Source organism: Actinoplanes sp. GCM10030250 (assembly GCF_042666575.1).
In the GTDB taxonomy this organism is placed as follows: domain Bacteria; phylum Actinomycetota; class Actinomycetes; order Mycobacteriales; family Micromonosporaceae; genus Actinoplanes.
Map to the genome: position 1 here is coordinate 103,359 of NZ_JBHTDO010000014.1, position 24,643 is coordinate 128,001.

The following is a 24,643-nucleotide window of genomic DNA, read 5'->3' on the forward strand; positions in this document are numbered from 1 at the left end:
TATCGCGCATCGCCCGACGACTAGTGCCGTGACGCATTGATCCGGACGAAACGCAACAGCGGTGCGTCGACTGCAACCCCCCGGATGCCGGCGCCCCCTTGAGCGCCGCCGACACCCCTGCGAGGACAGCCGATGGCCGTAACACCCCACGTCGCCGAGCCCGTCACCAGCGACGAACCCGCTCAACGCCGCACCAGCCCGCCCCGCGGCTTCGGCCCGCTGCTGCTGCGCCTGCACTTCTACGCCGGCATCCTGGTCGCCCCGTTTCTGCTGATAGCGGCCACGACCGGCCTGTTCTTCACCACCACCCCGACGCTCGACAAGATCGTCTACAGCACCGAGCTGATTGTCGCCGACCCCGGCGGCCAAGCCCTGCCGCTGGCCCAGCAGATCGCGGCGGCCCGGGCCGCTCATCCCGAGGGCGCGCTGACGGCCGTACGGGTCGGCGCGGAAGACGCCACCACCCAGGTCGACTTCACCTCACCGGAGCTCGACGAGGAGCACAGCCACACGGTCTACGTCGACCCGTACACCGGGGACGTGACCGGTCAGCTGACCACGTGGTGGACATCGACGCCCCTGGTGGAGTGGGCCGACAAATTCCACCGTGACCTGCAGCTCGGCACCACCGGCGAGCTGTACTCCGAGTTCGCCGCCAGCTGGCTGTGGATCATCGCTCTGGGCGGCGTGGTCCTCTGGTGGCGCCGCCAGCGCGGTAACCGCACCGCCCGCCGTCTGCTGGCACCGGATCTGGCCGCCAGGAAGGGCGTACGCCGCACCCGCAGCTGGCACGGCGCACTGGGCCTCTGGCTGCTGCTCGGCCTGCTGATCCTGTCGGCGACCGGCCTCACCTGGTCCGGCTACGCGGGCGCCAACTTCAGCTCAGCCCTGGACGCCGTGAAGGGCAACCGGCCCTACGTGGCCACCGAGCTGACGGCCGGCGCGAGCGCCGAGACCGGCGGGCATCACGGCGGCGGAAGCACCGGCGGGGGCATCGACCCGGCCGCCATCGACACCATCGTCGCGGGCGCCCGCACCGCCGGACTCGACGGCCCGCTCGCGATCGCCGTACCCGCGGACACCGCCACCTCCTGGACCGTCACCCAGAACGACAACCTGTGGCCGGTCCGCCTGGACAGCGTCGCCGTCGACAGCACCGGCGCGGTCGTCGACCGGGTGGACTTCGCCGACTGGCCGTTCCTGGCCAAGCTCACCTCGTGGGGCGTGCAGGCGCACATGGGCAACCTGTTCGGCCTGTTCAACCAGATCATCCTCGCCGCGCTGGCGATCGGCCTGATCACCGTGATCATCTGGGGTTACCGCATGTGGTGGCAGCGCCGCCCGACACGCACCGGCCGCCGCGCGATCGCCGGCACCCCACCGGCACGCGGGGCCTGGCAGCAGCTTCCGACTTGGGGCATCGTCGTCGGCGTACCCCTGATCTTCGCTCTTGCCTTCGCCCTGCCCCTGTTCGGCATTCCGCTGCTCGCGTTCCTGACGGTCGACCTCATCACCGGCACCATCCGCGGGCGCGCCGGCAAGGACGGGAACCGCCTCACCGGCCAGTGATTCAAAGCCGCAAGATCAACACCGCTGGGGTACGGCGAAAGCGTCCCGAACATTCCGGTGAGCCGGCTGGTCCCCCGTCAGCTCACCGGAATGGTGGTGGTGAGCCGGCGGATTCCCGTCAGCTCACCGGGATGGTGGTGGTGACCGTCGCCTGATCAATTTCCGACACCCGCAGCGTGAGGCGCACGTCCCACTCGCCGGGGAACGGGAAGGACAGATTGCCCAGCCCCTGATTGGCGCCCAGCGACGCGACCGGATTGTCCATCGGCTCGATACCCATCGCCGGCAGCGCCGCGGTTACCTTCCACTCCTGAACTTGCAGCGGCTTGCCCTCCGGCGTGTACACGTACGCGTGCAGCGTGTTGAACTCGCCGACCTTCGCCGGGAAGACGTCGAACTGGATCGCGTACAGCGGGCTGGTGAGCGTCGTCGCGAAGCCCCGGGCCTTGGCGGCGGCCTCCGCCTCGACGTCGACCGTGCGGCCCGGGTTGGTCTGCACCAGCGCTGTCGTGGCCACCAGCACACCGACGATGACCGCGACCTCCGCGCCGACGGTCCAGCGCAGCGTTCGCGCGGTCGCCGGTCCGGCACGGCGGACCAGCCGCCAGGAGACCGCTGCCACCGCGAGGACAACGGCGACGAGCGAAGATTTAATCAGAACAAGGCGGCCGTACGGCGTATCGACGAGTTCCGCCCACCCACCCATCTGCACCACTGCCTGCAGCACGCCGGCGGCGATCAGCCAGTACACGGCGATCATCGCCCACCTCGACCACGCCGGCAGGATCACCCGCAGCTCCCGGACGTCCGCCCGGCGCAGCACCACGAGCAGGCAGATCAGGCCACCGGCCCACAGCCCCATCGCGCCCAGGTGCACCACGTCGGCCAGAACCAGCACTGTCGACTGCGGCGACGCGGCCGGATGCCCGGTCAGCGGCCACGTCACCAGCCCACCCGCGGCGAGCGCCAGCAGCACCAGGGCAAGCGACCGGCTCGGACGGCGGCGCACCCGCCCGACCACCGCCGCCGCGGCCGCGACCACCAGCAGCCGCGCGATCATGGCCGCGCCGAACGGGCTCAGCAGCACATCCCGCAACTCGACGAGGGACACGTCCAGCACCCCGGCACCCGAACTCGCCGGCGCCTGCAGCCAGATCCCCGCGATCGTGCTCACGGCGATCACGGCCAGCCCGGTCCGGAACAGGCCGGACAACGGCCGCCGGCTCAGCCGCCGCGGGTACCACCAGGCCAGCATCAGCACCGGCCCGATCACCAGCACGACACCGAGGTAACCGGCGTACTTGGCGGTCGACGTCGCCACCCGCACGACCGGATCCACGCCGGCGTCGACCGCCTGCGGCGCACCGGCCGACGGCGCACCGACGGAGAAGGTGAACGATCCCGAGACCGGATGGCTGTCACCGGAGATGACCCGGAAGCTGACCAGGTACGTACCCAGCGGCCGATCGGTGGCCCGCAGCGCGATGGACAGCCCGCCCGGCACCGGCTCGGGATCACCGGCGTTGAGCCGTTTGCCGTCGGGCCCGACCACCTGGGTGCGGCCCGGCACGATCCGCACCGACTCGTTGAAGGTCAGCAGAACCGCCTCCGGGAAGGTCGGCACGACCGAACCCTGCTGCGGGACGGCCGCCGTCAGCACGGCGTGAGCACTGGCCGGCCCCGCCGGCAGACCCACCGCGACGCAGGCGCCGAGCACCACGGCCAGCAGGCACCAGACCGTGCGGCGCCTCAGCGACGGTTTCGGGGACAGGGGGCGAGCGGTGGTCAGCATGAACTCCTCGATCGAGCGACTACCGGGCAGTACGCAGCGCCGGCCGGCAAGGATCACCGAACGGTTCCCGGAGACCAGGCGCAGGTCGCGGAGCCTACCCGGCCCTGATGGCGGCGCCGAACCGGAGAGGACAGGTGGACTGGAGCACGAGCGGGAACCTGAGCCGCCCGGGGGACGACTGTTAGAGCGTGTATCCGAGAGTGATCAGGTCCCGGCCGACCGCATGGTGAGCGAGCACGACCCACACGCCGAGCCTCCGGACGCGGCTCCCACCCGGCCTCTGGACGTGGCTTCCACCCGCCCGGCGGACGCCCTCGCGCCGCTGATGAACGCTGCGGCCCGGGGAGACACCACAGCGATCACCGAGCTCATCGGCGCCACCCAGCGCGACGTCATGCGGTTCCTCGGGTCGCTGGCCCCGTCCGCCGACGTCGAGGACCTGGCCCAGGAGACGTTCCTGCGGGTGGTACGAGCCCTGCCCACCTTCGCCGGCCGGTCGACGGTGCGCACCTGGCTGTTCGCCATCGCCCGCCGGGTAGCCGCCGACCACGCCCGGTTCTCCGCCCGCCGGCCCCGGACAGCGGCCCTGCACAACTGGCAGGCCGTCGCCGAGTCGGTGGTGCCGTCACACGGCCCCCGCTTCGAGGAACAGCAGGCACTCACCGACCTCGTCCGTGGCCTGTCCCACGAACGCCGGGAAGCCTTCGTCCTCACCCAGATCGCCGGCCTCTCCTACCTCGAGGCCGCCGAGGTGCTCGGCTGCCCGATCGGCACCGTCCGCTCCCGGGTCGCCCGCGCCCGCAACGACCTGATCACCGCCATGCGCGACGACCCACACTCCGGCCGAGCCGCCCCCACAGGCTGACCTCCGCAGTCTGACCAGCGCGGGCTGACCGCTCCCGATCAGGGCTGCGGAGGCGCCTCAGGCCAGCACCTGCTCACCGACCCAGCCGCCCTCCGCGCAGCCCGGCGGGATCGCGAAGACCGCGGACCCGATCGGCGTGATCCACTCGTTGAGCAGGTCCTTGTCGGCGAGACGTTGCTGGATGGGCACGAACTGAGCCATGACGTCCCGCTGATAAGACGCGAAGACCAGGCCGCTGTCCGGAATGCCCGCCGCGTCCGGAACGCCGTCGAAGTTGTACGGCCGCCGCAGGATCTTCAACCGCGGATCCGTGATGCGCGCCCGGGTGACGTGCGAGAAGTCCGGCATCATCGGCAGCCCGAAACCGTCAAGGGCCGTGAAGTCCGGTTCGTCGTGCTCCCGGGCCCCGCTCAGCGGTGCGCCGGACTCCAGGCGGCGCCCCACCGCGTTCTCCTTGTCCGACACCGACAGCTTGTCCCACGTCTCCATCTCCGCACGGACCCGCCGCACCACGAGGGTGCTGGAACCGTCCGGGTTCCACACCGCCGGATCGATCTCGGTGCCGCGCGGGTTCGCCGTGCCGTCGAGCTGGCCCATCACGTTGCGCTGGGTGTGCTCCGGGGCGTGCACCCCCGGGCTGCGCCGGAACCCCAGCTGCACCCAGCGGACCGCGGCGAACGGCCGGGCATCCTTGATCAGCATCCGCTGGGTGTGCGCGACGGTCAGCGGGTCGTCGGCACAGATCTGCAGCAGCAGGTCCCCGCCGGACCAGCGGTCCTCCAGCCGGTCGATCCGGAACGGCGGCAGGTCGGCCACCGGCGACTTGAGCCCGGCCGCCCGGTACAGGCCCGGCCCGAACCCGAACGTGACGGTCAGCCGCGCCGGCAGCACGGCAAGGGGCGCTTCGGTGTCGCCCAGCGCGGGCACACCCTGGGTGAGCCGGGCCGCGTCGTCACAGAGCAGGCGCAGCATCCGCCCCAGAGCGCGCCGGTCGGTGCCACGAGCCAGGGTGAACGCCACGAACGACGCGTGCGCCGGCGGATCCTCGGCCACACCGGCCTGGCGCAGCCCGTGAAACGAGACCGTCGCCGTACCGATCTCCGCGGTAGTGGCGACCAGCGCCGGAACCGGCTCCCCACCACCGGCCGCGGCCACCACGCCCGCACCCGGAACCGGCTCTCCGCCACCGGCCGCGGCCACCACGCCCGCACCCGCGACCACGCCCAGACCGGCAACCGCGCCCCCGGTGAGCAGGCGGCGCCTGCTCACCGGGGAAGGTCCGGACCTCACGGCGCGCTGCTGCCCATCGGCACGCCCGAAGCCGGCGGCATGTGCATGCCCGGCTCGTAACTCTCCTCCGCACCCGCGAACGGCTTGGCGATGGCGGTGAACGGCACAGCCGTACCGTCGGCGAGCTTGAACGTGAACGACACCTCGTCACCCGCCTGGATCGCGGCGCCCGGCTTCATCAGCATCAGGTGATCACCGCCCGGGGCCAGTTCGTGGGTGCTCCCCGCCTCGACCACGAACCCGCCCTCCTTCGGCTGCATGACCATCTTGCCGTCCTTCATCGCCATCTCGTGCAGCTCCAGCGGCGAGGCCGGCGACTCGGCACTGCTGATGGTGATGTCGGCGGCGGTGTCGTTGACCAGCACCCCGAACGCGGCGGTCATCTCACCGGCCGGACCCGCCTTGACCCACGGATCCCTGATCGTCAGCGTCGAGGCAGCGGCGGCCGAGGGCGCCCGGCTGGGCGTACCCGTGCCGTCGGTGTTGTCGTCTTTGTCGCCGCCACAACCGGCCAGGCCGAGGGTCGTCAGTGCGGCGGCCAGCAACGCCGCCGTGAGAACCCGCCGGCGCGAGCCGCGGATGAAGGAGGTCGCCATGGTGTCCGTTCCTCGAAGGGGGATGTACGGAACATTGGTCCGGCATCACCCCCGCCTGGTTCCCGCACCCCTCCAGCTTTTTCAGCCGCCGGCCCGCCGTCACGGCGAGCGCCCGCACAGGCTGCGCTCTCGAGCCCGTTCCGCGCACTTCAATGGGCGATCTTGAGTGATCCAGCACCCTCGGGGGTGGTCAATTACTCAAGATCGTGTCCGGCGGGGGCGGGAAGCACGCCCGCCTGGCTGTCCGGCTGCCCGGCAGTCGGCACTCGGCGCCCGGCTGTCCTACCGTCCGCTGAGCGACCGGCTCGGCCGGTGAGTGGCTACTCGGCCAGCAGCTGCGTCAGCCGCTCGAGGCCGCCTTTGATCAGCGTCCCGTACTCGTCGTCGCCGAGAGCGCCGATCCCCGACCGCGCCCGCTGGAGGTGTTCCCGGGCGCGGCCGGCATCGCCCAGCTTGCGGTAGCAGTCGGCCAGGTTGAGGTGCAGCGACGGATACAGCCCGGCCACCGGCAACGCCACCCCGGCCTGCCCCGTGCGCTCGTCGGTGAGCAGGTCGGCCGCCGCCAGCGCCCGCTGATCCCAGAGCAGTTCCTGGCGTACGTCATCCTGCACATCGGCCATCGAGTGCGCGAGGACGCAGACGTGCAGCGGGTCGCCCTTCTCGCCGCCGATCTCGTCCCAGATCTCCTCGAACAGGCGGCGAGCGGCGTCACGCTCACCCCGCCCGTGGTGCATCTCCACACCCTGGCCGATACGGGTCAGCGTCGCATCGGTGATCGCCGGCGGCTGCCGCACGTCGCGGACCATACGGATCTCCCGCACGCCCTCCTCGACCTGGGTCGCACCGTCGGCGACGAAGCCGTGCTTGCGGTAGAACGCCTGGGCGCGCGGATTGGGATCGGCCACCCACAGCGCCACCGCATCCTCGGGGTCGATCACGGCCGCCAGCAACGCCGGCCCGGCACCCCGGCCGTGCTCGGCCGCGCGTACATAGAGGACATAGAGCTGCCGCGTCCACGCCGTCGCGGCGTCGAGGGGCGGGCCGGACATGGCGATCCCGATCACCTCGCCGTCCCGCTCGGCGACGGCCGCCCGGTTCGCGTGATATCGCTCGTCGGTCAGCGCGGCGGTCCAGAACCTCTCCCGGGCGGCCACGAAGCCCGGATCGTCGAGCACCGCGTCGGGCATGAGACCCCGGTACGTCTCCTGCCAGCAGCGCACGTTCACGCGCGCCATCTGCGCGACGTCCTCGACCCGGGCCGGGCGAACAGTCAGCGGGGATCCCACCGCCGCATCGTAGGCCGCGCCCCCGGCGGCCCGCCCACGGGTGTGGCACCCCCGGCCGGCGGCCCATCCGCGGGCGTGGCGCCCGCGACCGGCGGCCCGCTAGTGGATGTGGCACCCCGAGCTCGGTCACCCCGGCCGGCTGCCGGTGCGGTCACGACTGTGCTGATCGGTGCAGCCTGGCCAGCTCGACGTAGGCGGCGGCGTTGAGGGCGATGGACTTGCGTTCGTCCTCAGTCGTCTCCCGGCGCACCTTGCCCGGCATACCGAGCACCAGCGATCCGGCCGGGACGACCGACCCCTCGGGGATCACCGCACCGGCGCCGATGATTGATCCGGAGCCGACGTAGGCCCCGTTCATGACGATCGAACCCATGCCGATCAGCACCTCGTCCTCGATGGTGCAGCCGTGCAGGACGGCGCGGTGGCCGACGCTCACACCCGCGCCGACGCTGACCGGAAAACCCGGGTCGGCGTGCACCACCACGCCATCCTGCAGGTTCGTGCCCGCGCCGACGGTGATCGTGTCCATGTCGGCACGCAGCACCGCCTGGTACCAGACACCGGTGTCCGGCCCGAGGGTGACGCGGCCGGCGACCACGGCTCCCGGCGCGATCCAGGCGGTGGAGTCGGACTGGGGCGCATGGCCGGCGATCTCGATCACGTTCTTTCTCCTTGGGATGGTGACACTCTGCGGGAAGGCAACGCTCAGCGCGACGGGTCGATCATGGTCATTCCGGCGACCGTAGCCCGATCGAAATCGGGCAGCAGCTCCGCAGCCTCGCCGAGCCCGACAGTACGTTCGATCAGCCGCTGCGGTTGCAGCGAGCCCTGTTCGATGAGCGCCATCATCGCCGGGTAGTCGGCCGCGGCCATCCCGTGGCTGCCCAGCACGTCGAGCTCCCAGCCGATGACCCGCGCCATCGGCACCCGCGGATGGCCGTCGACCGGCGGCAGCAGCCCCACCTGCACGTGACGGCCCCGGCGGCGGAGGCTGAGGATCGCATCGGCGCAGGTCTGCTCGCTGCCGACCGCGTCGACGGAGACGTGGCTCCCGCCGCCGGTCAGGCCGGCCACAGCCGCCGGAATGTCGAGACCGTCGGCGCCCCGAGTGTGATCCCGTTGCACGGCCGGTTCCGCGTGCAGAGTGTGTTCCGCGCCGAGGTCTGCGGCGGCGGCAAGAGCCTCCGCGTTGCGGTCCACAGCGATCACCCGGCCACCCAGCGCCCGGGCGATCATCACCGCGCTCAGCCCGACGCCGCCGGCACCGATCACGGTCACCCACTCGCCTTCAGCGAGCCGCGCCCGACCGGCCAGAGCCCGGTACGCCGTGGCGAACCGGCACCCGAGTCCGGCGGCAGCCGCAAAGCTGACCTGCTCGGGTACGGCGATCAGGTTGGTGTCCGCGCTGTGCAGCGCGACGTACCCGGCGAACGACCCCCAGTGGGTGAACCCGGGTTGCTGCTGGTCAGGACAGACCTGAGCCTGCCCGGACCGGCACCACTCACACCGGCCACAGCCACAGACGAACGGCACGGTTACCCGGTCGCCGTTCCTCCAGTGCCTGACCCCCGCACCCACCTCGGCCACGACACCGGCCAGCTCGTGCCCCGGCACATGCGGGAACACGATGTCCTCGTCGTGTCCCGCCCAGCCGTGCCAGTCGCTGCGGCACAACCCGGTCGCCATCACCCGGACCACCACACCGCCGGCGGGAGCCGTGGGCTCGGCAACCTCACGCACCCGCGGCTGGTCCCGGGCGGCGTCGACGACTACGGCACGCACAGAGAGCATCCTGTCAGAGGTGACCCGGGTCGTCAGGCCACACGGCCCAGCCGACCACTGATCTTCACGAATCGCCTCTCAGTCCCACGAGAACGACCGACGGGCGGCCGGCGCCTGCTCCCGCGCGGGTGGACAGAAGGCCGTCCCCGCCGGATCGCCCGCACTAGCCGACCACTTTCGATCAGCCGTGCCGTGCGGCCGGGCGGAAGTAGTGGCGGCTCGACCAGTCCGCCAGATCGACACCCAGGGTCCGGGCTGCCGTATCCGCCGTCCGGAAGTGGATGCCCAGCCAGATGCGGGCGTTCACCACATCAGCCCGCAGCGCGGTACCGCTTTCGTAGTGCCGGGTAGCGCCGGGCACAGCGGTGGAGCCCAGGGTGAGGTTCAGCCGCCGCCCGACCACGTTCTCCAGGGCCCGCGACGACGCGGCGATCACCGCGTTGTAGCCGCTCACATAATCCGGGTAGTTCGGCGTCACCAGCAGAGGCGTCCATGCCGGGTCGGCCGCGGTGTCCGGGTTGCCGTCGGTGTCGGCCAGCTGGATGGCCGTGATCGGCCGCCAGTAGGCGTGTTCCAGCTTGCTCTGCCAGGTGACGATGAGCGCGTCGGCGGTGGTCATGACGACGGCCGCGAACATCCGGGCGGCGTCGGCGATGTCGAGACCGCGCACGGCCGCCTGGTCCCGGAGCGCGACGTTGACCTGCACGGCGGCGTTGCCGGAGAAGAACCGCGCCAGGTCGGTCTGCGCGGTGGTGCGGACCGTGGAGTCGATCGACCCCAGCAACTTCACCTCGATGAAGTCGCGGGTGTAGCGGCGCGAGGTGAGCGACGGCGGGGCGGGCGGGGCGAACTGCGCCGCACTGCGGGCGAGCAGGGGGGTCACCCCGCCGAGCCACGGTGCGGCCATCGGCGCGTACGCCGGCGGAGTCGGCCGCCACACACCGGGCGCCGGAGCCGGCGTGTACTGCACGGGCGCGTTGCGGCCGTCGTGCGCGCGAAGTTCGACGAGGTCCCGCGCCACCAGCTCCCCGTAGGCGATCCCGGCGGTCTTCGCCGCCCCGTCCGGCACCCGCGCGAGCGACGCCGCGAGCGCGGTGTCCAGCGCTGCCTGGGCGTACGGCGAATAGGTCTCGAGGATCGTGTGCGCGGCGGCCGCCGCGGCAGCGGTCGCCGAGGCATGAGGCGGGGCCGGGTGGTGCGGGCGGTACGGCTGGTAGCGCGGGTGGATGCCGACCACCGCGTCATAGATCGCGGCGTGCACGAACCCGAGGTAGAGGAACGTCTCCACGGGCGCCTTACCGGTGTCGCCGATCAAAGTCGTGACGGCAACCGCATTCCAGTCGGAGACCACCGATGCCATTTCAGAGGGCGAGGGCGACGCGGCCGCAGCCGGCCCCGCGGCGAGCGGGAGCAGCGTGAGGACCGCGACAGCGGCAGCACGGCCACCTGTCGAGCGGCCGTAGCGGATGGTGTCCATGGAGTACTCCTTTCCGCGTTTCGCGAGACACCACGACGCTCCTCCGGCACAGTCCTCCCGGCTCTCAGCCGGACAGCCCGATCCGCTGCCAGATCTCGGACACCCGCCGCCCCAGAGCGTCAGCCAGCCGTACAGAGGTGGTCGTTGACCCGGAACTCGGGAGGCCGGGGCCCCTTGACGCTCCCGGAGGCGTGAAAGCCCACCGAAACCGACTTCTTCGGTGCGACCACACTGTTGTACGCCAGGCTGTACGCGGTCACGTCCTGCCCGTCGACCGTGAAGTCCGCCTCCCAGCCGCTGCCGAAGGTGTGCCCCGCCGGCAGCGAGAACCTCAGCGTCCAGCCGTACAGCGTGACCGGCCCGGTGTTCGAGATGACGATCTTCCCGTTGAACGACCAGGTGTCGCCGTTCGCCTGGTAGGCGATGTGGCAGATGGCCGGCTCCTCGGCCGCGGCCGGAGCTGCGGGCACGAGCAGGGCCGCACCCACACCGGCGACAGCCATTACAGATCGATGCATCACTATGAACTCCCCCGCGCTTGAGATATCGGTTCGGATCCACCTAAGGTTCCTTGAGCAGGGTGGACCACCCCACTGGATCCTGACTGGACAGTGACTGGACAGCGCCGCTTCACCGCCCTGCGCCGGGGGTGAGAGCGTGCGGATCCAGGTGCTCGGACCCGTCCGCGCCTGGCTCGGCGACGTGCCGGTGGAGCTGACCTCGGCCGGCCGGCGCGCCGTCCTGGGCCTGCTCGCGGTGGCCGGCGGACAGCCGCTGGGCCAGGCCGAGCTGATCGACGCGCTCTGGGGTGACCGTCCGCCGCCGAGCGCCGCCAACATCATCCAGACCCACGTCAAGCACCTGCGGCGGCTGCTGGAGCCGGGCCGTGCGTCCCGCTCGCACAGCGCCCTGCTGCCCCGCGTCGGCGACGGGTACGCCCTGCGGGTCCCCGCCGACGCACTCGACCTCCTCCGCTTCCGCCGGCTGCTCACCGAGGCCGCCACCGCACAGCAGAGCGGGGACCGGCGCGGCGCGGCCGAGCTGTTCGCCCAGGCGCTGGAGCTGTGGCGGGGCGCGCCGTTGATGGACGTGCCGCTGCTCGCCGGGCACCCGAAGGTCGTCGCTCTCGCCGAGGAGCGGCACGCCGCCCTGGGCCGCTACGGCGAACTGATGATCACGCTCGGCGCGGTGTCCGAGGCCCTGCCGGCCCTGGAGGAGGCGGCCGCCGCCCAGCCGCTGGACGAGGCCGGACAGGCCCGGCTGATCCGGGCGTACGCCGCCGCCGGCCGCCGGGCGAAGGCGTTCGCGACGTTCCACGACACGCGCCGGCGGCTCGCCGACGAGCTGGGTGTCGACCCCGGCCCCGCGCTGTCGGCCGCGCACGCCGCCGTCCTGCGGGACACCGATGAGCCCGCCGCCGTACCGGCTCCGGCCGAGAAGCCACCCGCGCGGCCGGCTCCCGCCCAGCTACCGGCGGACGTGCCCGGCTTCACCGGGCGCGAGGAGCAGCTCGCCGCCCTGGACCGGCTGGTCACGGGCGACAACGAGCAGGCCACCGCCGTGACCATCCTGGCGATCTCCGGCATGGCGGGCATCGGCAAGACGGCGCTGGCGGTGCGCTGGGCCCATCGGGCCCGGGTGCGGTTCCCGGACGGCCAGCTCTACGTCAACCTCCGCGGGTACGACACCGAGCAGCCGATGACACCCGAGGACGCCCTGGCCGGCTTCCTCCGGGCCCTGGGCATGCCCGGCGTCGACATCCCGGCCGCGCGGGACGAGCGGGCCGCGGCGTACCGGAGCCGGCTGGACGGGCGCCGGGTGCTGGTCGTGCTGGACAACGCCGCCTCGGTCGGCCAGGTACGGCCGCTGCTGCCCGGCACCGCGAGCTGCACGGTGGTCGTCACCAGCCGGGACACCCTGCCGGGCCTGGTCGCCCGGCACGGCGCGGGGCGGATCGTCGTACCGCTGCTGCACCGGGACGAGGCGCTGACGCTGCTCACCCGGCTGATCGGTGACCGGGTGCGGGACGACCCGGCCGCCGCCGCTGACCTGATCGGCCGGTGCGCCGAGCTGCCTCTGGCCCTGCGGGTCGCCGCCGAGCTGGCGATCGGCCGGCCCGAGGTGCCCCTGCGGGACCTGGTCGCCGAGCTCGACGGCGAGGGCCGCCGGCTGGAGTTGCTGAACGCCGGCGGGGACCCGCAGACCGGGGTCCGCGCCGTCTTCTCCTGGTCCTACCGGCAGCTCGCGCCGGCCGCGGCGCGAGCCTTCCGGCTGCTCGGCCTGATCCCCGGCCCCGACGTGGCGGGATACGCGGCCGCTGCGCTGCTGGGCACCGGGGTCACCGAAGCCTGCGAGCTGCTGGAGACCCTGGCCCGCGCTCACCTGATCCAGCAGGTCACCGCCGGCCGGTTCACACTTCACGACCTCCTGCGGGCGTACGCCTGCGGCCTGAACACCGAGGCCGGTGACGGTGACGCCCATGCCGCCCTGGACCGCCTCTTCGCCGCGACGCTGTTCACCGCGACCGAGGCGATGGACACGCTCTACCCGGCGGAACAGCACCGGCGGGCCCGGGTCACCCGGCCGGAGTCGCCGATACCGCCGGTCGGCGACACCGGCGGCGCCCAGGCCTGGCTGGACCGCGAACGCGACAACCTGGTGGCCCTGGTCGGTCACGCGGCCACCCACGACCGGCCCGCGCACGCCGTCCGCCTCACCCTCACCCTGCTGCGCTACCTGGAGAGCGGCGGCCACTACCCCGAAGCGGTCACCATGCACCAGCACGCGCTGCGTGCCGCCCAGCGGTCCGGCGACGCCGCCGCCGAGGCGCAGCTGCTGACCAACGTGGCGGTCATGGACGTGCAACAGGGCCACTACCAGCAGGCGGACGCGTTGCTGCGCCGGGCCGTCGAGCTGGCCCGCGAGTGCGGTGACCACGCGGCGCAGGCGCGGGCGCTCGGCAACCTCGGCCACGTCGACCAGTGGCAGGGCCGGTACGACGAGGCCGCCGAACGGCTGCGGGAGGCACTCGCGCTGTGCCGGCTCACCGGCGACCAGGCCGCCGAGGCGCGGGCGCTCGGCAACCTCGGCCAGGTGTACCGGCGCCAGGGCCGCGACGAGCAGGCGGCGGCCTACCTGAGCGAGTCGGTCCGCGTCTGCCGCCGCATCGGCGATGCGACGGGCGAGGGGTACGCGCTGGTCAGCCTCGGTGATGTGGCCGCACGGCAGCGCGACAGCCGGCGGGCGGTCCGCTGCTACCGCGACGCGCTGGCGATCTTCCGGCGTACCAACGAGCGCGCCGGAACGGCCCTGGCGCTCGACGGCCTGGGCGCGGTCACCCACGACACCGTCGTGCTGCGGGAGGCCGTGGAGATCTTCCAGCAGCTCGGTGAGCGGGCCGGCGAGACCCGAGCCACCAACAGCCTCGGCGAGGTCCTCACCACCACCGGACGGCCCGCTGACGGGCGCGAGGAGCACCTGGCGGCACTCACCCTCGCGATCGAGACGGGTGACCGGTACGAGTCGGCCCGCGCACACGCCGGCCTGGCCCGGGTGGCCGAGATGCTCGGCGTTCCGGACGCGGCCGGCCGGCACTGGACCCAGGCCTGGAGTCGCTATTCCGAGATCGGGGCGCCGGAGGCCGAGGACATCCGCCTGATCCTCAGCCGGCGGCAGTCGTCCGGTACACCCCACTGAGCCTTTTTCAACGTGGCGAGGGCCTCGGCCGCCGGCGCCGGACAACGGCCGGGCAGCCTCGGGCCCGATGCCAGGTTGAAAATTGCTCACTGACAGCGGCTCCAGTCCGGGTCCAGTCCGGGTCCATTGCGCCTGCCTAGCTTCGATTCCAGGCCTCAACCGGCCCATGCGAAGGAATCGGAGAGGAAACGCTGATGATGGCACGGAAGACACGGTGGGCGGCCTCGGCGGCCATTCTGATCACCGCCACGGCATCGGCCGTGATCGGGCTCGGGGGCAGCAGCTCGGCCTCCACCGCACCGTCATTGCAGGCGATCGGGATCGCCGGGAACGGCACGCTGATGCTGTCCTTCCGGACCGATACGCCCGAGCAGAACGACTGGGTGCGCCGCGTCACCGGGCTCACCGGTGACACCGCGCTGATCGGGATCGACTTCCGGGTGCAGGACAACAAGCTCTACGGCGTCGGCAACAAGGGCGGCATCTACACCATCGGGATCCCGAGCACGATCGCGACGAAGGTGTCGCAGCTCAAGGTCGCGCTCTACGGTACGAAGTTCGGCGTCGACTTCAACCCGGCGGCCGACCGGCTGCGGGTGATCAGCGACAACGGCCAGAACCTGCGGCACAACCTGGCGGACCACTCCACGACCGAGGACACCACGCTGACCACTCCGCCGGGGACCGGGCCGGCGAAGGGCGTGACCGCGTCCGCGTACACGAACAATGATCTGAACGGCACGACCAACACCACCCTGTTCGGCATCAACACCTCAACCGACCAGGTCGTCATCCAGTCGCCGGCGAACAACGGCTTCCTGGTCGCTACCGGCAGCCTGGGCGTGGACGCCGGCCTGGACGCCGGTTTCGACATCTTCAGCGGCCTGAGCGGCGGCAAGACGGTCTCGGCGACCGCCTTCGCGGTGCTCACCCCGGCCGACGGCTTCCAGACCTTCTACACCGTCGACCTGCTGACCGGCGCCGCCGCCGGCGTCGGGATCTTCCCGCTGGACGTCTCGGACGTCGCGGTGGCGCTCGACGGCGGCGGGTGGTAACCCTCTCCGAACGCCGGTGGTGGGCCGTGTGCCCACCACCGGCGCGTTGCCGTGCGGTCAACTCGGCGGTCAGCTCGGCTGGTTCTCCCGCAGCTCCCGGACCAGCGAGGACACGACGGCCTTGAGGCTTCCGCCGTGCGCCGCGGCGACCCGCAGCTGGCGCTGATAGCTCGCACCGCCGGCCACGATCCCCCGCAGGCTGTCCAGCTCCTCCAGGCAGCCGAGCGACTCGGCCACCGGCGCGAGCAGCGGCAGCAGCTCCTCCAGGTCCTTGGTGACGAGCCGCTCGTCGCCCGCCGCGTTCTGGATGATGATCGCGTCCATGCCGTAGCGGGCGGCGCGCCACTTGTTCTCGCGGACGAACCAGGGTTGCAGCCGGGGCACCTCCCGCCCGGCGTCCAGCTCGCGGGAGAGGTGTTCGACCAGGCACTGGGTCAGGGCGGCGATCGCGCCGATCTCCCGCGCGGTGGGTATCCCGTCGAACGTGCGCACCTCGATCGTGCCCCAGCGCGGCGACGGCCGGATGTCCCAGCGCAGCTCGTTGAGGTCCTCGATGACGCCGGTGTGCTGGAGGTCGGCCACCAGCTCCTCGTACTGCGACCACTCGGCGAACTGCGGCGGCAGCCCGGCAGTCGGCAGCTGCTGGAACATCAGCGCCCGGTTCGAGGCGTACCCGGTGTTCTCCCCCGCCCAGAACGGGCTGGACGCGCTGAGCGCCTGAAAATGCGGTATGTAGGTGAGCAGGCCGTCGATGATCGGCAGCACCTTGCGGCGGTCCTCCACCGCGACGTGCACGTGCACCCCCCAGATCATCATCTGCCGGCCCCACCAGCGCGTACGGTCGATCAGGGTGTCGTACCGCGGCTTGCCCGGTGTCACCTGCTGCTGGAACCACTGGCTGAACGGGTGGGTACCCGCCGAGATGAGGTCGACGCCCATCGGCTCGGCGATCGCACCGACCCGCTCGGCCTGCTGAGCGAGGTCCGCGACGGCGTCCCGGGCCCGGTGATGAGGGGCGCTGACGATTTCCACGGTGTTGGTGAGCAACTCGTTCGTCACGTGCGGGAACGCATCCGAGCGGCCGAGCCTCGCGAGCAGGTCCGGTGCGGCGGGAGCCAGCTCGCCGCTACGCCGGTCGACACATGCGATCTCCCATTCAATCCCTAGGCGCGACCTGATTGATGGGGCGAAGTCGATACCCATGCGCCAACTCTACGAAGGCACCCACCGATCCGTTATAAACAAGTTGACACTTGATAAAGCAGATGCTTGAGTACGGCGTATGGCGCTCACCGTCGACGACCAGCAGCTGGACGCCCTGTTCACGGCGCTCAGCGACAGCACCCGGCGCGACATTTTGACCCGGCTCGGCACCGGCGAGGCAACGGTGAAAGAGCTGGCCGAGCCGTACGCGATGAGCATGCAGGCCGTCTCCCAGCACATCCGGGTGCTGGAGCGCTCCGGCCTGATCAGCCGCGGCCGGCACCGGCAGACCCGCCCGTGCCGGCTCGAACCCGCGGCGCTGTTGACCGCACTCTCCTGGATCGAGGAGAGCCGGCGCACCTGGTCGGACCGCATGGACCGGCTGGAAACCCGCCTCGCCGAGTTGCAGGAGGGCGCAGACGCGTGAACGACGACGAGTTCGTCTACCGGCGGGTCTTCCGCGCACCCCGCGAGCTGGTGTGGCGCTGCCTCACCGAGCCCGCCGAGCTGGCCCGCTTCTGGGGACCGAGCGGGACCACCACGCCGATCGGCGGCATCGTCGTCGAGCTCCGCCCCGGCGGCCGCTTCGAAACCCTGATGGTCGGCGAGCACGGCAGCCACCGGATGCTCGCCACCTTCACCGACGTCGTCCCGCCCGAGCTGCTCGCTTGGGTCGAGCCCGCCACCGGGATGCACACCACCAGCACCCTCGACGACCTCGGCGACGGCACCACCGCCGTTGTCATCCACCAGCGGCACGTGCCCGAGGCGATGCGCGAGCCCGGCGCCCGCCGCGGCTTCCGCACCTCCCTCGACCGGCTCGAGGAGCACCTGGCGCACCTCACACAGGGAGACCGATCGTGACCGACCTACAGGCCTGGGTGGCACCCACCTACCAGCAGCTGGCCGAAACCCTCACCGCCGACACCTGGGACACCCCGTCGCTGTGCGAGAAGTGGCTGGTCCGCCACGTGATCGCCCACGTGACGATGCCGGTTCGGCTGACCCCCGAGCAGTTCGGAGCCGAGATGGCGGCGGCCGGCGGCGACTTCACCGTGCTGTCCGACACCGTGGCCACGCGGGACGCCTCCCTGCCCGAAGCCGACCTCCTCGACCAGCTCCGATCACCGCGTCTGCACGCCTGGCAGCCGCCAGGTGGCGGCGCGGCCGGCGCACTGCGCCACGCCGTCATCCACTCCCTGGACGTGACGATCCCCCTCGACCGTCCCCCGGCCGCGCCGCCGGAGGCGGTCACCGCCGTCCTCGGCCAGCTCACCACGAGCAACGGCACCTGGTTCGGCGTCGACCTGACCGGCGTACGCCTCGAGGCCACCGACACCGGCTGGAGCTGGGGCGACGGCACGCTCGTCAGCGCACCCAGCGGCTCCCTGGTGTCCCTCCTGAGCGGCCGGACACTCCCCACCGGGCAGGCACTCCCCCGCACCTGACCAGCCCTTCCCGCCGCTGAGTGACCCTGTCGGGCGACTCCGGTGCCGCCGGGCCATCGCTATGCTTCTGGCTGACCGCACGAAAGTCGCTGCTCAGTGAGGGATGTCGAGATGACCGACGGCTCGCCCGCCGTCGCGCCGCGGTTCGAGATCCTCGGCCCGGTCCGCGCATACCGGGGCTCCGAACCCGTGGACCTCGGGCCGCCCAAGCAGCAAGCGGTCCTCGCCCTGCTGCTGCTGAACGCGGGCAAGCCCGTACCCCTGCACCAGATCGTCGCCGCACTCTGGAACGGCGATCCGCCGGAGAACGGCATCGACGTCGTACAGCGGTATATGGGTGGTCTCCGCCGTGCCCTCGACCCACACCGGACGTCGCTGCTCGCGCTCACCGACGCCGGCTACGTGCTCCGCGCGGCCGAGGACGCCGTCGACGCCGGTCTCTTCCGCGCCGCGCTGACCAGGGCCCGCACCGAACACCAGACAGGCAACACCCAGACAGCCACCCATCACGTACGCCTGGCGCTCGACCTCTGGCAGGACGAGCCCCTGGCCGGCCTGACCGGACCGGTCTTCGAGTCCGCCCGCGCCCGCCTCCTCCACGAACGCGCAGCCGCCTCCCACCTGCTCTCCCCGCCCACCCCCACTCCCGCTCCCACCCCAGCTCCCACCCCAGCGCCCGTTCCGGCCCCGGCTCCCGCTCCCAACCCGGCGCCCGCTCCGGCCCCGGCTCGGGCTCCCGCTCCGGCTCGGGCTCCCGCCCCGGCTCCGGTCGTGGTCACGTCCGACTATCCCGAGCCGGTCGACCCCTGGGCCGGGCACGACCTCTTCCCGCCCGACCCCACCGCGATGGCCTAGAACCCGGTCAGATCGCCTGGCCGGAGATGAACGGCAGCCACCCCGCATACCAGCCGGACAGCAGCGCGAGCGTGCCCAGCACGACCACCAGATCGCGCCGTGAGGCTCGGGCCAGCAGGACGGCCGGGAGAAGGAACAGCGGGAACGCGGGCAGAAGGTGCCGCCCCGCCATCGACATGTGCGCGCGGGAGAAGATCGCCAGAATCAGCATCGCCGCCGCGAACACGGTCAGCTGCCAGGGTGCCCGGCCGACCAGCGCCACGAACAGCAGGACGAAGCCGAGCAGGATCAGGAACGACAGGACCCGGACAGGTTTGTCGGCGTTGTCGCCGTCGACCCCGATCAGGATGTCGCTGACCATGCTCCAGGTGTTCTCGCCGTAGTCCCACTGGGCTCCGAAGACGTTCTCGTGGATCTCGAAGTACCGGGAGACGCCGCCGAGGCGGGCGGAGGCGTAGGCGAGGTAGACGAGGAGGCCGGCCGGGGCGAGCAGCATCGCGGCGTACGGTCGCCAGCCACCGCGCCGGGTGACGGCGGCGACCAGCGCGGCCAGGCCGACGGTGCCGATCAGCGCGACAGCGGTGGGCCGGCTCAGGCCGCTCACACCGGCGAGCAGGCCGGCGATCAACCACCGTTCCTTGAGTACGGCGTAGAGCGCCCACGCGGCGAGCGCGGTGAACAGCGATTCGGTGTAGGCGCCGTTCTGCGTCAGGGCCGCGGGGGCGATCGCCCAGACGGCGGCGAGCAGGACGCCGACGCGGTGGCTGTGCAGGTGCCGGCCGATGGCGTACAGGCCCCAGGCTGCCGCGACGGCTGAGACGAACGACACAATCAGGCACGCGGCGGTCGGCGTGAGGAACGGCAGGTGGGTCAGCGGGCGGGCCAGCCACGGGTAGAGGGGGAAGAAGACCAGGCGCAATTCGTACGGGACGCCGGCGCTGTCGACCGCGCCGACGGGTCCGCCGAGGCCCTGGGCGGCGATCTTGATGTACCACCGCGCGTCCCACGAGATCAGCGCGTCGAAGTACGAGGTGAAACCCCGCCACTGGTTGCCGATCGACCCGTCCGGGTAAACCTGCCGTCCCGGATCACGGGCGTGCGCGTAGGCCGCCAGCACATACATGATCTCGAGGCTGAGCGCGCGCAGCAGCAGGTACAGGCCGATCGCGGGTGCCGCGGAGCGGGCCGCGGCGCGAAGCCGGGAAAGCGGCGTCTCCGGTGCCGGCGGATCGTCCTGCGCCCCGTCCGCGCGGGTCAAGGCGACGTGCGAAATGGGAACACCCTCCAGAGCCGTACCGACCGGAGCATGGGAGCGCTCCCACCTGCCGATCCTATGCATCGACCGAGGTCGTTTCAACACGCTATCGCACCGGCCCGCCCCACGGTCACCCACCCGCTCGGCACCGGCCCGCCCCGCGGTCACCCACCCGTTCGGCACCGGCCCGCCCCGCGGTCACCCACCCGTTCGGCACCCGGGCGGCGGGGGTCCCTGGCGCTCGGCCGACGCTGTGATACGGTTCCCCTCGTTGCAGTTTTGATTTCCGTAGACGTTTTGGGGCGCCTGATGGGTCATCTCTAACCCCGTCATGGCGCTTTTTTCGTTGTTCGTGTCGGTTCCGGCGCGGGTAATCAACGCGGCGGCGAATGAGTCCGCACAGTGCGGTCTCGGACAGCTCGCAAGGGAGCAGACATGGTTACAGGTACCGTGAAGTGGTTCAACGCCGACAAGGGCTTCGGCTTCATCAGCCAGGACGACGGCGGCGCCGACGTCTTCGCTCACTTCTCGGCGATCAACTCGAGTGGCTACCGCAGCCTCGAGGAGAACCAGCGGGTGGAGTTCGACATCACCCAGGGCCAGAAGGGCCCGCAGGCGGAGAACATCCGCCCGCTCTGATCCACGTTTGACGAACGGCGGCCTGCTGGTTCAGCGGGCCGCCGTTCGGCGTTTCACCCCTTGACCGAACGGTGGTTGCCCGGCTCCCGGGCGAAGGCGTAGCAATAGATCGCCACCACTGTGTCGCGGAGGGGTGCCCATGCTGCGTCGACTCCTGCTTCTCGCCGTTGCCGTGCCGGCCACTGCCGTGATGACCAGTGCTTCGCTGGTCGGCGTGGGCCCTCCCGGCATCGCCGTCGCCGCCGAACCGCGGTCACAGCCGCAGTCGCTGTCCCTTCCGCAGGCGCAACCGCAGTCGCCGTCGAGCCTGCTGCCGTTCCCGAGCGACCGGTTCACCGTCCCCGACCGGACCAGCCCGACCGGGCGCCGGGTGCACTTCGGCGCCGATACGCTGCCGGCGAACGTGGCCGGGAAACACATCGACCCGGCCGAGTGGAACCGCCAGGACGGTTTCAGCCCCGGCACACCGATCCTCGTGCACGTGCCGAACCTCGACCCGGCGGCCAGCGGCATCGCACCGGTCACCGACATCGGGCGCTCGCTGGCTCCCGGCGCGCCGATCGTGCTGTTCGACACACGCACCTGGCAGCGCACGCCCTACTGGGCCGAGCTCGACGCCCACGCGACCGATCAACCCGACCGGCAGCTGCTCATCATCCGGCCGGCCGTGGCCCTGCGGGAGGCAACCCGGTACGTCGTCGTTCTTCGTGGGCTGCGCGACCGTACCGGAGCCTTGATCCCTGAGCCTGACCGGGCAACCACCTCGCGCCTGCGCGGCGACCTCGCCCGCGCCCGGATCCATCGCCGCGGCCTCTACCTGGCGTGGGACTTCACCGTCGCCAGCGCGCCCGGTCTCACCGGCCGGATCCTGCGCATGCGCGACGACGCGTTCGGCGGCCTCGGCCGGCGGGCGCCCGCGTTCACGGTGAGCCAGGTCACCGATTTCACCGCCGAGCAGGACGCCCGCATCGCCCGGCAGGTCCGCGGCACGGTCGCGGTGCCGAGTTACCTGACCGGCACCGGCGGGCCGGGCTCACGACTCCACTACGGGCCGGCCGGTGGCGACGGACAGCCGTCCCGGGCGGGCGCCCTGCCCACCACCTCGGGTCAGACGCTCGCCGCCGATTTCATCTGCAACATCCCGCGCGGCGCGAGCGCGGAGCAGCCGGCGCACCTGTCGCTGTACGGCCACGGCCTGCTCGGCGCGCCCACCGAGATCAACGCGGGCAACGTGAAGCAGATGTCCCAGACCTACGACTTCATGTTCTGCGCGACGAGCTGGATCGGCCTGTCGTCCGGCGACATACCGTTCGTCGTGCAGACCTGGAGCGATCTGAGCACGTTCCCGGCCGTACCCGACCGGCTCCAGCAGAGCTTCCTCAACTTCCTCTACCTCGGCCGGACGATGATCTCGCCGGACGGTCTCGCGCGGCATCCCGCCTTCCAGGACGACCGGGGCCGCAGCCTGCTCGACCGGGCCGGCGGGCTGCACTACGACGGCAACAGCCAGGGCGGCATCAACGGCGGCGCGCTCACCGCGATCGCACAGGACTGGAAGCGCTCGGTCCTCGGCGTGCCCGCGATGAACTACAGCACCCTGTTGCAGCGCAGCACCGCCTTCGCGCCGTTCCAGCAGCTCCTCGACCAGGCCTACCCGGACAAAATCGATCAGCAGCTCACCTTCGCGCTGATCCAGATGCTGTGGGACCGCGGCGAGGCCAACGGGTACGCCCAGCACCTGACCAGCCGTCCGCTGCCCGGCACGCCACCGCACCAGGTCCTGATGCACGTCGCGTTCGGCGACCACCAGGTCTCCCCGGCCGCCGCGCAGGTGCAGGCCCGGACGATCGGCGCCCGCCTCCACCGGCCCGCGCTGGCCGCCGGATGGTCCGACGAGGTGGTGCCGTTCTGGGGCATCAAGCCGATACCCGCGTACCCGTACCGCGGCTCGGCGATGGTGGTGTGGAACAGCGGCCAGGCGTTCGCGCCACCGCCGACCAACCTGGCGCCGAGCGGACCGCAGTACGGCCCGGATTCGCACGAGTTCCCCCGGGCCCAGCCGGAGGCGCAACTGCAGAAGGCGACGTTCCTGCTGACCGGCAGGGTGGTGGATGTCTGCGACGCCGGCCCCTGCCCTTGACCGCGCCTTCTGGTGGATGCCTGCAATGCCGGCTCCTGCCCTTGACCGCGCCTTCCACACGGGACGAGGGATGTGGCACATTGATGGGGCACGGTAGCCACGGGGGAAAGAAGGCGGTCCACACGTGTCGGTACGGTTTGCTGCCCTGAAGGCGTGCTCGGCCCTGACGCTGGCGGCCGGGGTGCTGAGCCTGCCGGCGGCTGCCCACGCCGGGCCGGTGTCACTGGCCGCCGCCCCATCCTCCGCCTGCCTGAACGACGGCGTGACAGCGGTCGACCGGGCGATCGCCGACCGCGTGCGACCGTCGATGAACGGGCGCCGCCTCGGCCGCGCGGTGACCGGCCGCAGCATCTCCTGTGCACGCATCATCGTGGGCACCGTCCTGGCTCGCGGGCTGCCCGAGCGCGCCGCGGTCATCGCCGTCACCACAGCGATCGCCGAGAGCACCCTGCACAACCACGCCGTCGCGACCGACCACGACAGCCTCGGCCTGTTCCAGCAGCGGCCGTCGACGGGCTGGGGACGACCGGATCAGCTCACCGACCCCGGCTACGCCACCAACGCCTTCCTCGACGCGATGATTCGCAAATACCCTGGCGGCAGCTGGATGTCCGGGGACATCGGGCAGATCTGCCAGCGGGTGCAGACGTCCGCCCACCCGGGCGCCTACTCGCCGGAGGCGCACGACGCGCAGCGGATCGTCGCCCAGCTGTGGGAGCGCACCGCGTCACCGGTGACCACCCCGGGCAGCACGGCCGCGGCCCCGAAGAAGCCGGCCGGGCCGTTCCAGCAGGCGCTGGCCGCCACGTACACCGGGCTCGGACCCACCGACGAGCGCTACCAGGTCTCGACCGCCGACTGGAACGGCGACCGCCGCGCCGACCTCGTGGTGATCCAGGGCACCGGCACGATCACCGGCAAGATCGAGCTGCGCATCATGGACGGCGCGGCGAACTTCCAGGGCCTGCTCCTGCACACCGCCACGGTCCTCGCCGCGACCGGCGGCAGCCAACTCTCGCTGGCCGACTGGAACGCGGACGGCCGCCCGGACCTGGTGGCGGTCCAGAAGTCCGGCACGGCGAGCGCCCGCACCGAGCTGCGCATCCTCGACGGCGCCTCGAACTTCCAGCACCTCCTCCTCGAAACGGCCACGCCGCTCCCCGCCACCGACGACCGCCACGCCTTCTCCCTGACCGACTGGAACGCCGACGGCCGCCCGGACCTCGTGGCGGTCCAGACCTCGGGCACCGCCAGCCGGCACACCGAGGTGCGGGTCCTCGACGGCGCGGCTAACTTCCAGCAGGACCTCGTACCGGCCGCTGTAACCCCGGCCGCCGCCACCCCGGCCGCCGCCACCCCGGCCGCAGTAAACCCGGCCGCCGCCACCCCGGCCGCCGCGGACGGGCCGCACCGCGCGTTCGTCGCCGACTGGAACCGTGACAAGCGCCCCGACCTGGTGATCGTCCGCACCTCCGCGACAAAGAGCGGAAAGACGGAGGTCCAGGTCATCGACGGCGCGTCGGGCCTGCGCCGCTCCGTGCTGAACACCGCAACCGCACAGGGCCTGACAGACCAGCGCCACGACGTATCAGTCACCGACTGGAACGGCGACGGCCGGCTGGACCTCATGGTGGTGCACAAGTCCGGCGCCGCCAGCGGCCGCACCGAAGCAGTCGTGCTCGGCGGATAGCGCAC

Annotated in this window: 21 protein-coding genes; 11 read left to right on the top strand and 10 right to left on the bottom strand. The window is 71.8% G+C overall.

Features of this window, described 5'->3' with window-relative positions:
* Window positions 1-132: 132 nt before the first annotated feature.
* Complete coding sequence (locus ACFQV6_RS19670; RefSeq protein WP_378028967.1) at window positions 133-1,569, top strand: PepSY-associated TM helix domain-containing protein; 1,437 nt, start codon at window positions 133-135, stop codon at window positions 1,567-1,569.
* Between the two features lie 118 nt (window positions 1,570-1,687).
* Here ACFQV6_RS19670 and ACFQV6_RS19675 read toward each other — a convergent pair whose 3' ends face one another.
* Complete coding sequence (locus tag ACFQV6_RS19675) at window positions 1,688-3,361, bottom strand: copper resistance CopC/CopD family protein (protein WP_378028968.1); 1,674 nt, start codon at window positions 3,359-3,361, stop codon at window positions 1,688-1,690.
* A gap of 325 nt (window positions 3,362-3,686) precedes the next feature.
* Between ACFQV6_RS19675 and ACFQV6_RS19680 the strand changes: the two genes are divergently transcribed.
* Window positions 3,687-4,226: a sigma-70 family RNA polymerase sigma factor gene (locus ACFQV6_RS19680; RefSeq protein WP_378029051.1), complete on the top strand. Its 540-nt coding sequence runs from the start codon at window positions 3,687-3,689 to the stop codon at window positions 4,224-4,226.
* Window positions 4,227-4,283: 57 nt separating this feature from the next.
* Here the strand turns inward: ACFQV6_RS19680 and ACFQV6_RS19685 are convergent, their stop codons facing one another.
* The 7 genes from ACFQV6_RS19685 to ACFQV6_RS19715 form a co-directional block, all read right to left on the bottom strand.
* Window positions 4,284-5,495 carry a Dyp-type peroxidase gene (locus ACFQV6_RS19685; RefSeq protein WP_378028969.1) on the bottom strand — a complete coding sequence of 404 codons (1,212 nt, stop codon included), beginning with the start codon at window positions 5,493-5,495 and terminating at the stop codon, window positions 4,284-4,286.
* A gap of 17 nt (window positions 5,496-5,512) precedes the next feature.
* Window positions 5,513-6,112 (bottom strand): copper chaperone PCu(A)C, encoded by a 600-nt coding sequence (locus ACFQV6_RS19690; RefSeq protein ID WP_378028970.1) that lies wholly within the window; start codon window positions 6,110-6,112, stop codon window positions 5,513-5,515.
* 320 nt (window positions 6,113-6,432) lie between these two features.
* Window positions 6,433-7,398, bottom strand: coding sequence for a GNAT family N-acetyltransferase (locus ACFQV6_RS19695; RefSeq protein ID WP_378028971.1), 966 nt, complete (start codon window positions 7,396-7,398; stop codon window positions 6,433-6,435).
* A 151-nt stretch (window positions 7,399-7,549) separates the two neighbouring features.
* Window positions 7,550-8,059 (bottom strand): gamma carbonic anhydrase family protein, encoded by a 510-nt coding sequence (locus tag ACFQV6_RS19700; protein ID WP_378028972.1) that lies wholly within the window; start codon window positions 8,057-8,059, stop codon window positions 7,550-7,552.
* Window positions 8,060-8,103: 44 nt separating this feature from the next.
* Complete coding sequence (locus ACFQV6_RS19705; RefSeq protein WP_378028973.1) at window positions 8,104-9,189, bottom strand: zinc-dependent alcohol dehydrogenase family protein; 1,086 nt, start codon at window positions 9,187-9,189, stop codon at window positions 8,104-8,106.
* A gap of 172 nt (window positions 9,190-9,361) precedes the next feature.
* Entirely contained in the window at window positions 9,362-10,657 is a 1,296-nt protein-coding gene (locus ACFQV6_RS19710) for a vanadium-dependent haloperoxidase (protein WP_378028974.1), read from the bottom strand.
* Window positions 10,658-10,776: 119 nt separating this feature from the next.
* On the bottom strand, window positions 10,777-11,175 hold the full coding sequence (locus ACFQV6_RS19715) for a cellulose binding domain-containing protein (RefSeq protein ID WP_378028975.1): 399 nt from the start codon (window positions 11,173-11,175) through the stop codon (window positions 10,777-10,779).
* 139 nt (window positions 11,176-11,314) lie between these two features.
* On the opposite strand from ACFQV6_RS19715, the gene ACFQV6_RS19720 reads away from it, so the two are divergent.
* Together ACFQV6_RS19720 and ACFQV6_RS19725 are read left to right on the top strand one after the other, a co-directional pair.
* A complete protein-coding gene (locus ACFQV6_RS19720) occupies window positions 11,315-14,353 on the top strand; it encodes a tetratricopeptide repeat protein (protein WP_378028976.1) in 3,039 nt (1,012 codons plus the stop codon).
* A 197-nt stretch (window positions 14,354-14,550) separates the two neighbouring features.
* Window positions 14,551-15,408, top strand: coding sequence for a DUF4394 domain-containing protein (locus tag ACFQV6_RS19725; protein WP_378028977.1), 858 nt, complete (start codon window positions 14,551-14,553; stop codon window positions 15,406-15,408).
* A 69-nt stretch (window positions 15,409-15,477) separates the two neighbouring features.
* Here the strand turns inward: ACFQV6_RS19725 and ACFQV6_RS19730 are convergent, their stop codons facing one another.
* Window positions 15,478-16,611, bottom strand: a complete 1,134-nt coding sequence (locus tag ACFQV6_RS19730) for a glutamate--cysteine ligase (RefSeq protein ID WP_378028978.1) — start codon at window positions 16,609-16,611, stop codon at window positions 15,478-15,480.
* Window positions 16,612-16,690: 79 nt separating this feature from the next.
* Here ACFQV6_RS19730 and ACFQV6_RS19735 point away from each other — a divergent pair, with 79 nt between their 5' ends.
* The 4 genes from ACFQV6_RS19735 (at window position 16,691) to ACFQV6_RS19750 (ending at window position 18,914) form a co-directional block, all read left to right on the top strand.
* Window positions 16,691-17,038 (top strand): ArsR/SmtB family transcription factor, encoded by a 348-nt coding sequence (locus tag ACFQV6_RS19735; RefSeq protein ID WP_378028979.1) that lies wholly within the window; start codon window positions 16,691-16,693, stop codon window positions 17,036-17,038.
* Window positions 17,035-17,475, top strand: a complete 441-nt coding sequence (locus tag ACFQV6_RS19740) for an SRPBCC domain-containing protein (protein ID WP_378028980.1) — start codon at window positions 17,035-17,037, stop codon at window positions 17,473-17,475. The genes ACFQV6_RS19735 and ACFQV6_RS19740 overlap by 4 nt, the downstream gene beginning before the upstream one ends.
* The gene (locus ACFQV6_RS19745; protein ID WP_378028981.1) at window positions 17,472-18,059 is read left to right on the top strand and encodes a maleylpyruvate isomerase family mycothiol-dependent enzyme; all 588 of its coding nucleotides are present in this window, start codon (window positions 17,472-17,474) and stop codon (window positions 18,057-18,059) included. Before ACFQV6_RS19740 ends, ACFQV6_RS19745 begins: the two co-directional genes overlap by 4 nt.
* Before the next feature lie 111 nt (window positions 18,060-18,170).
* Complete coding sequence (locus tag ACFQV6_RS19750; protein WP_378028982.1) at window positions 18,171-18,914, top strand: BTAD domain-containing putative transcriptional regulator; 744 nt, start codon at window positions 18,171-18,173, stop codon at window positions 18,912-18,914.
* A gap of 7 nt (window positions 18,915-18,921) precedes the next feature.
* Here the strand turns inward: ACFQV6_RS19750 and ACFQV6_RS19755 are convergent, their stop codons facing one another.
* Window positions 18,922-20,172 carry a glycosyltransferase family 39 protein gene (locus ACFQV6_RS19755; RefSeq protein ID WP_378028983.1) on the bottom strand — a complete coding sequence of 417 codons (1,251 nt, stop codon included), beginning with the start codon at window positions 20,170-20,172 and terminating at the stop codon, window positions 18,922-18,924.
* Window positions 20,173-20,604: 432 nt separating this feature from the next.
* Here ACFQV6_RS19755 and ACFQV6_RS19760 point away from each other — a divergent pair, with 432 nt between their 5' ends.
* The 3 genes from ACFQV6_RS19760 to ACFQV6_RS19770 all read left to right on the top strand — a co-directional run bounded on the left by ACFQV6_RS19760 (window position 20,605) and on the right by ACFQV6_RS19770 (window position 24,638).
* The gene (locus ACFQV6_RS19760; protein ID WP_378028984.1) at window positions 20,605-20,808 is read left to right on the top strand and encodes a cold-shock protein; all 204 of its coding nucleotides are present in this window, start codon (window positions 20,605-20,607) and stop codon (window positions 20,806-20,808) included.
* A gap of 139 nt (window positions 20,809-20,947) precedes the next feature.
* Window positions 20,948-22,948 carry a hypothetical protein gene (locus ACFQV6_RS19765; protein ID WP_378028985.1) on the top strand — a complete coding sequence of 667 codons (2,001 nt, stop codon included), beginning with the start codon at window positions 20,948-20,950 and terminating at the stop codon, window positions 22,946-22,948.
* Window positions 22,949-23,072: 124 nt separating this feature from the next.
* Entirely contained in the window at window positions 23,073-24,638 is a 1,566-nt protein-coding gene (locus tag ACFQV6_RS19770; protein ID WP_378028986.1) for an FG-GAP repeat domain-containing protein, read from the top strand.
* The last annotated feature ends 5 nt before the right edge of the window (window positions 24,639-24,643 follow it).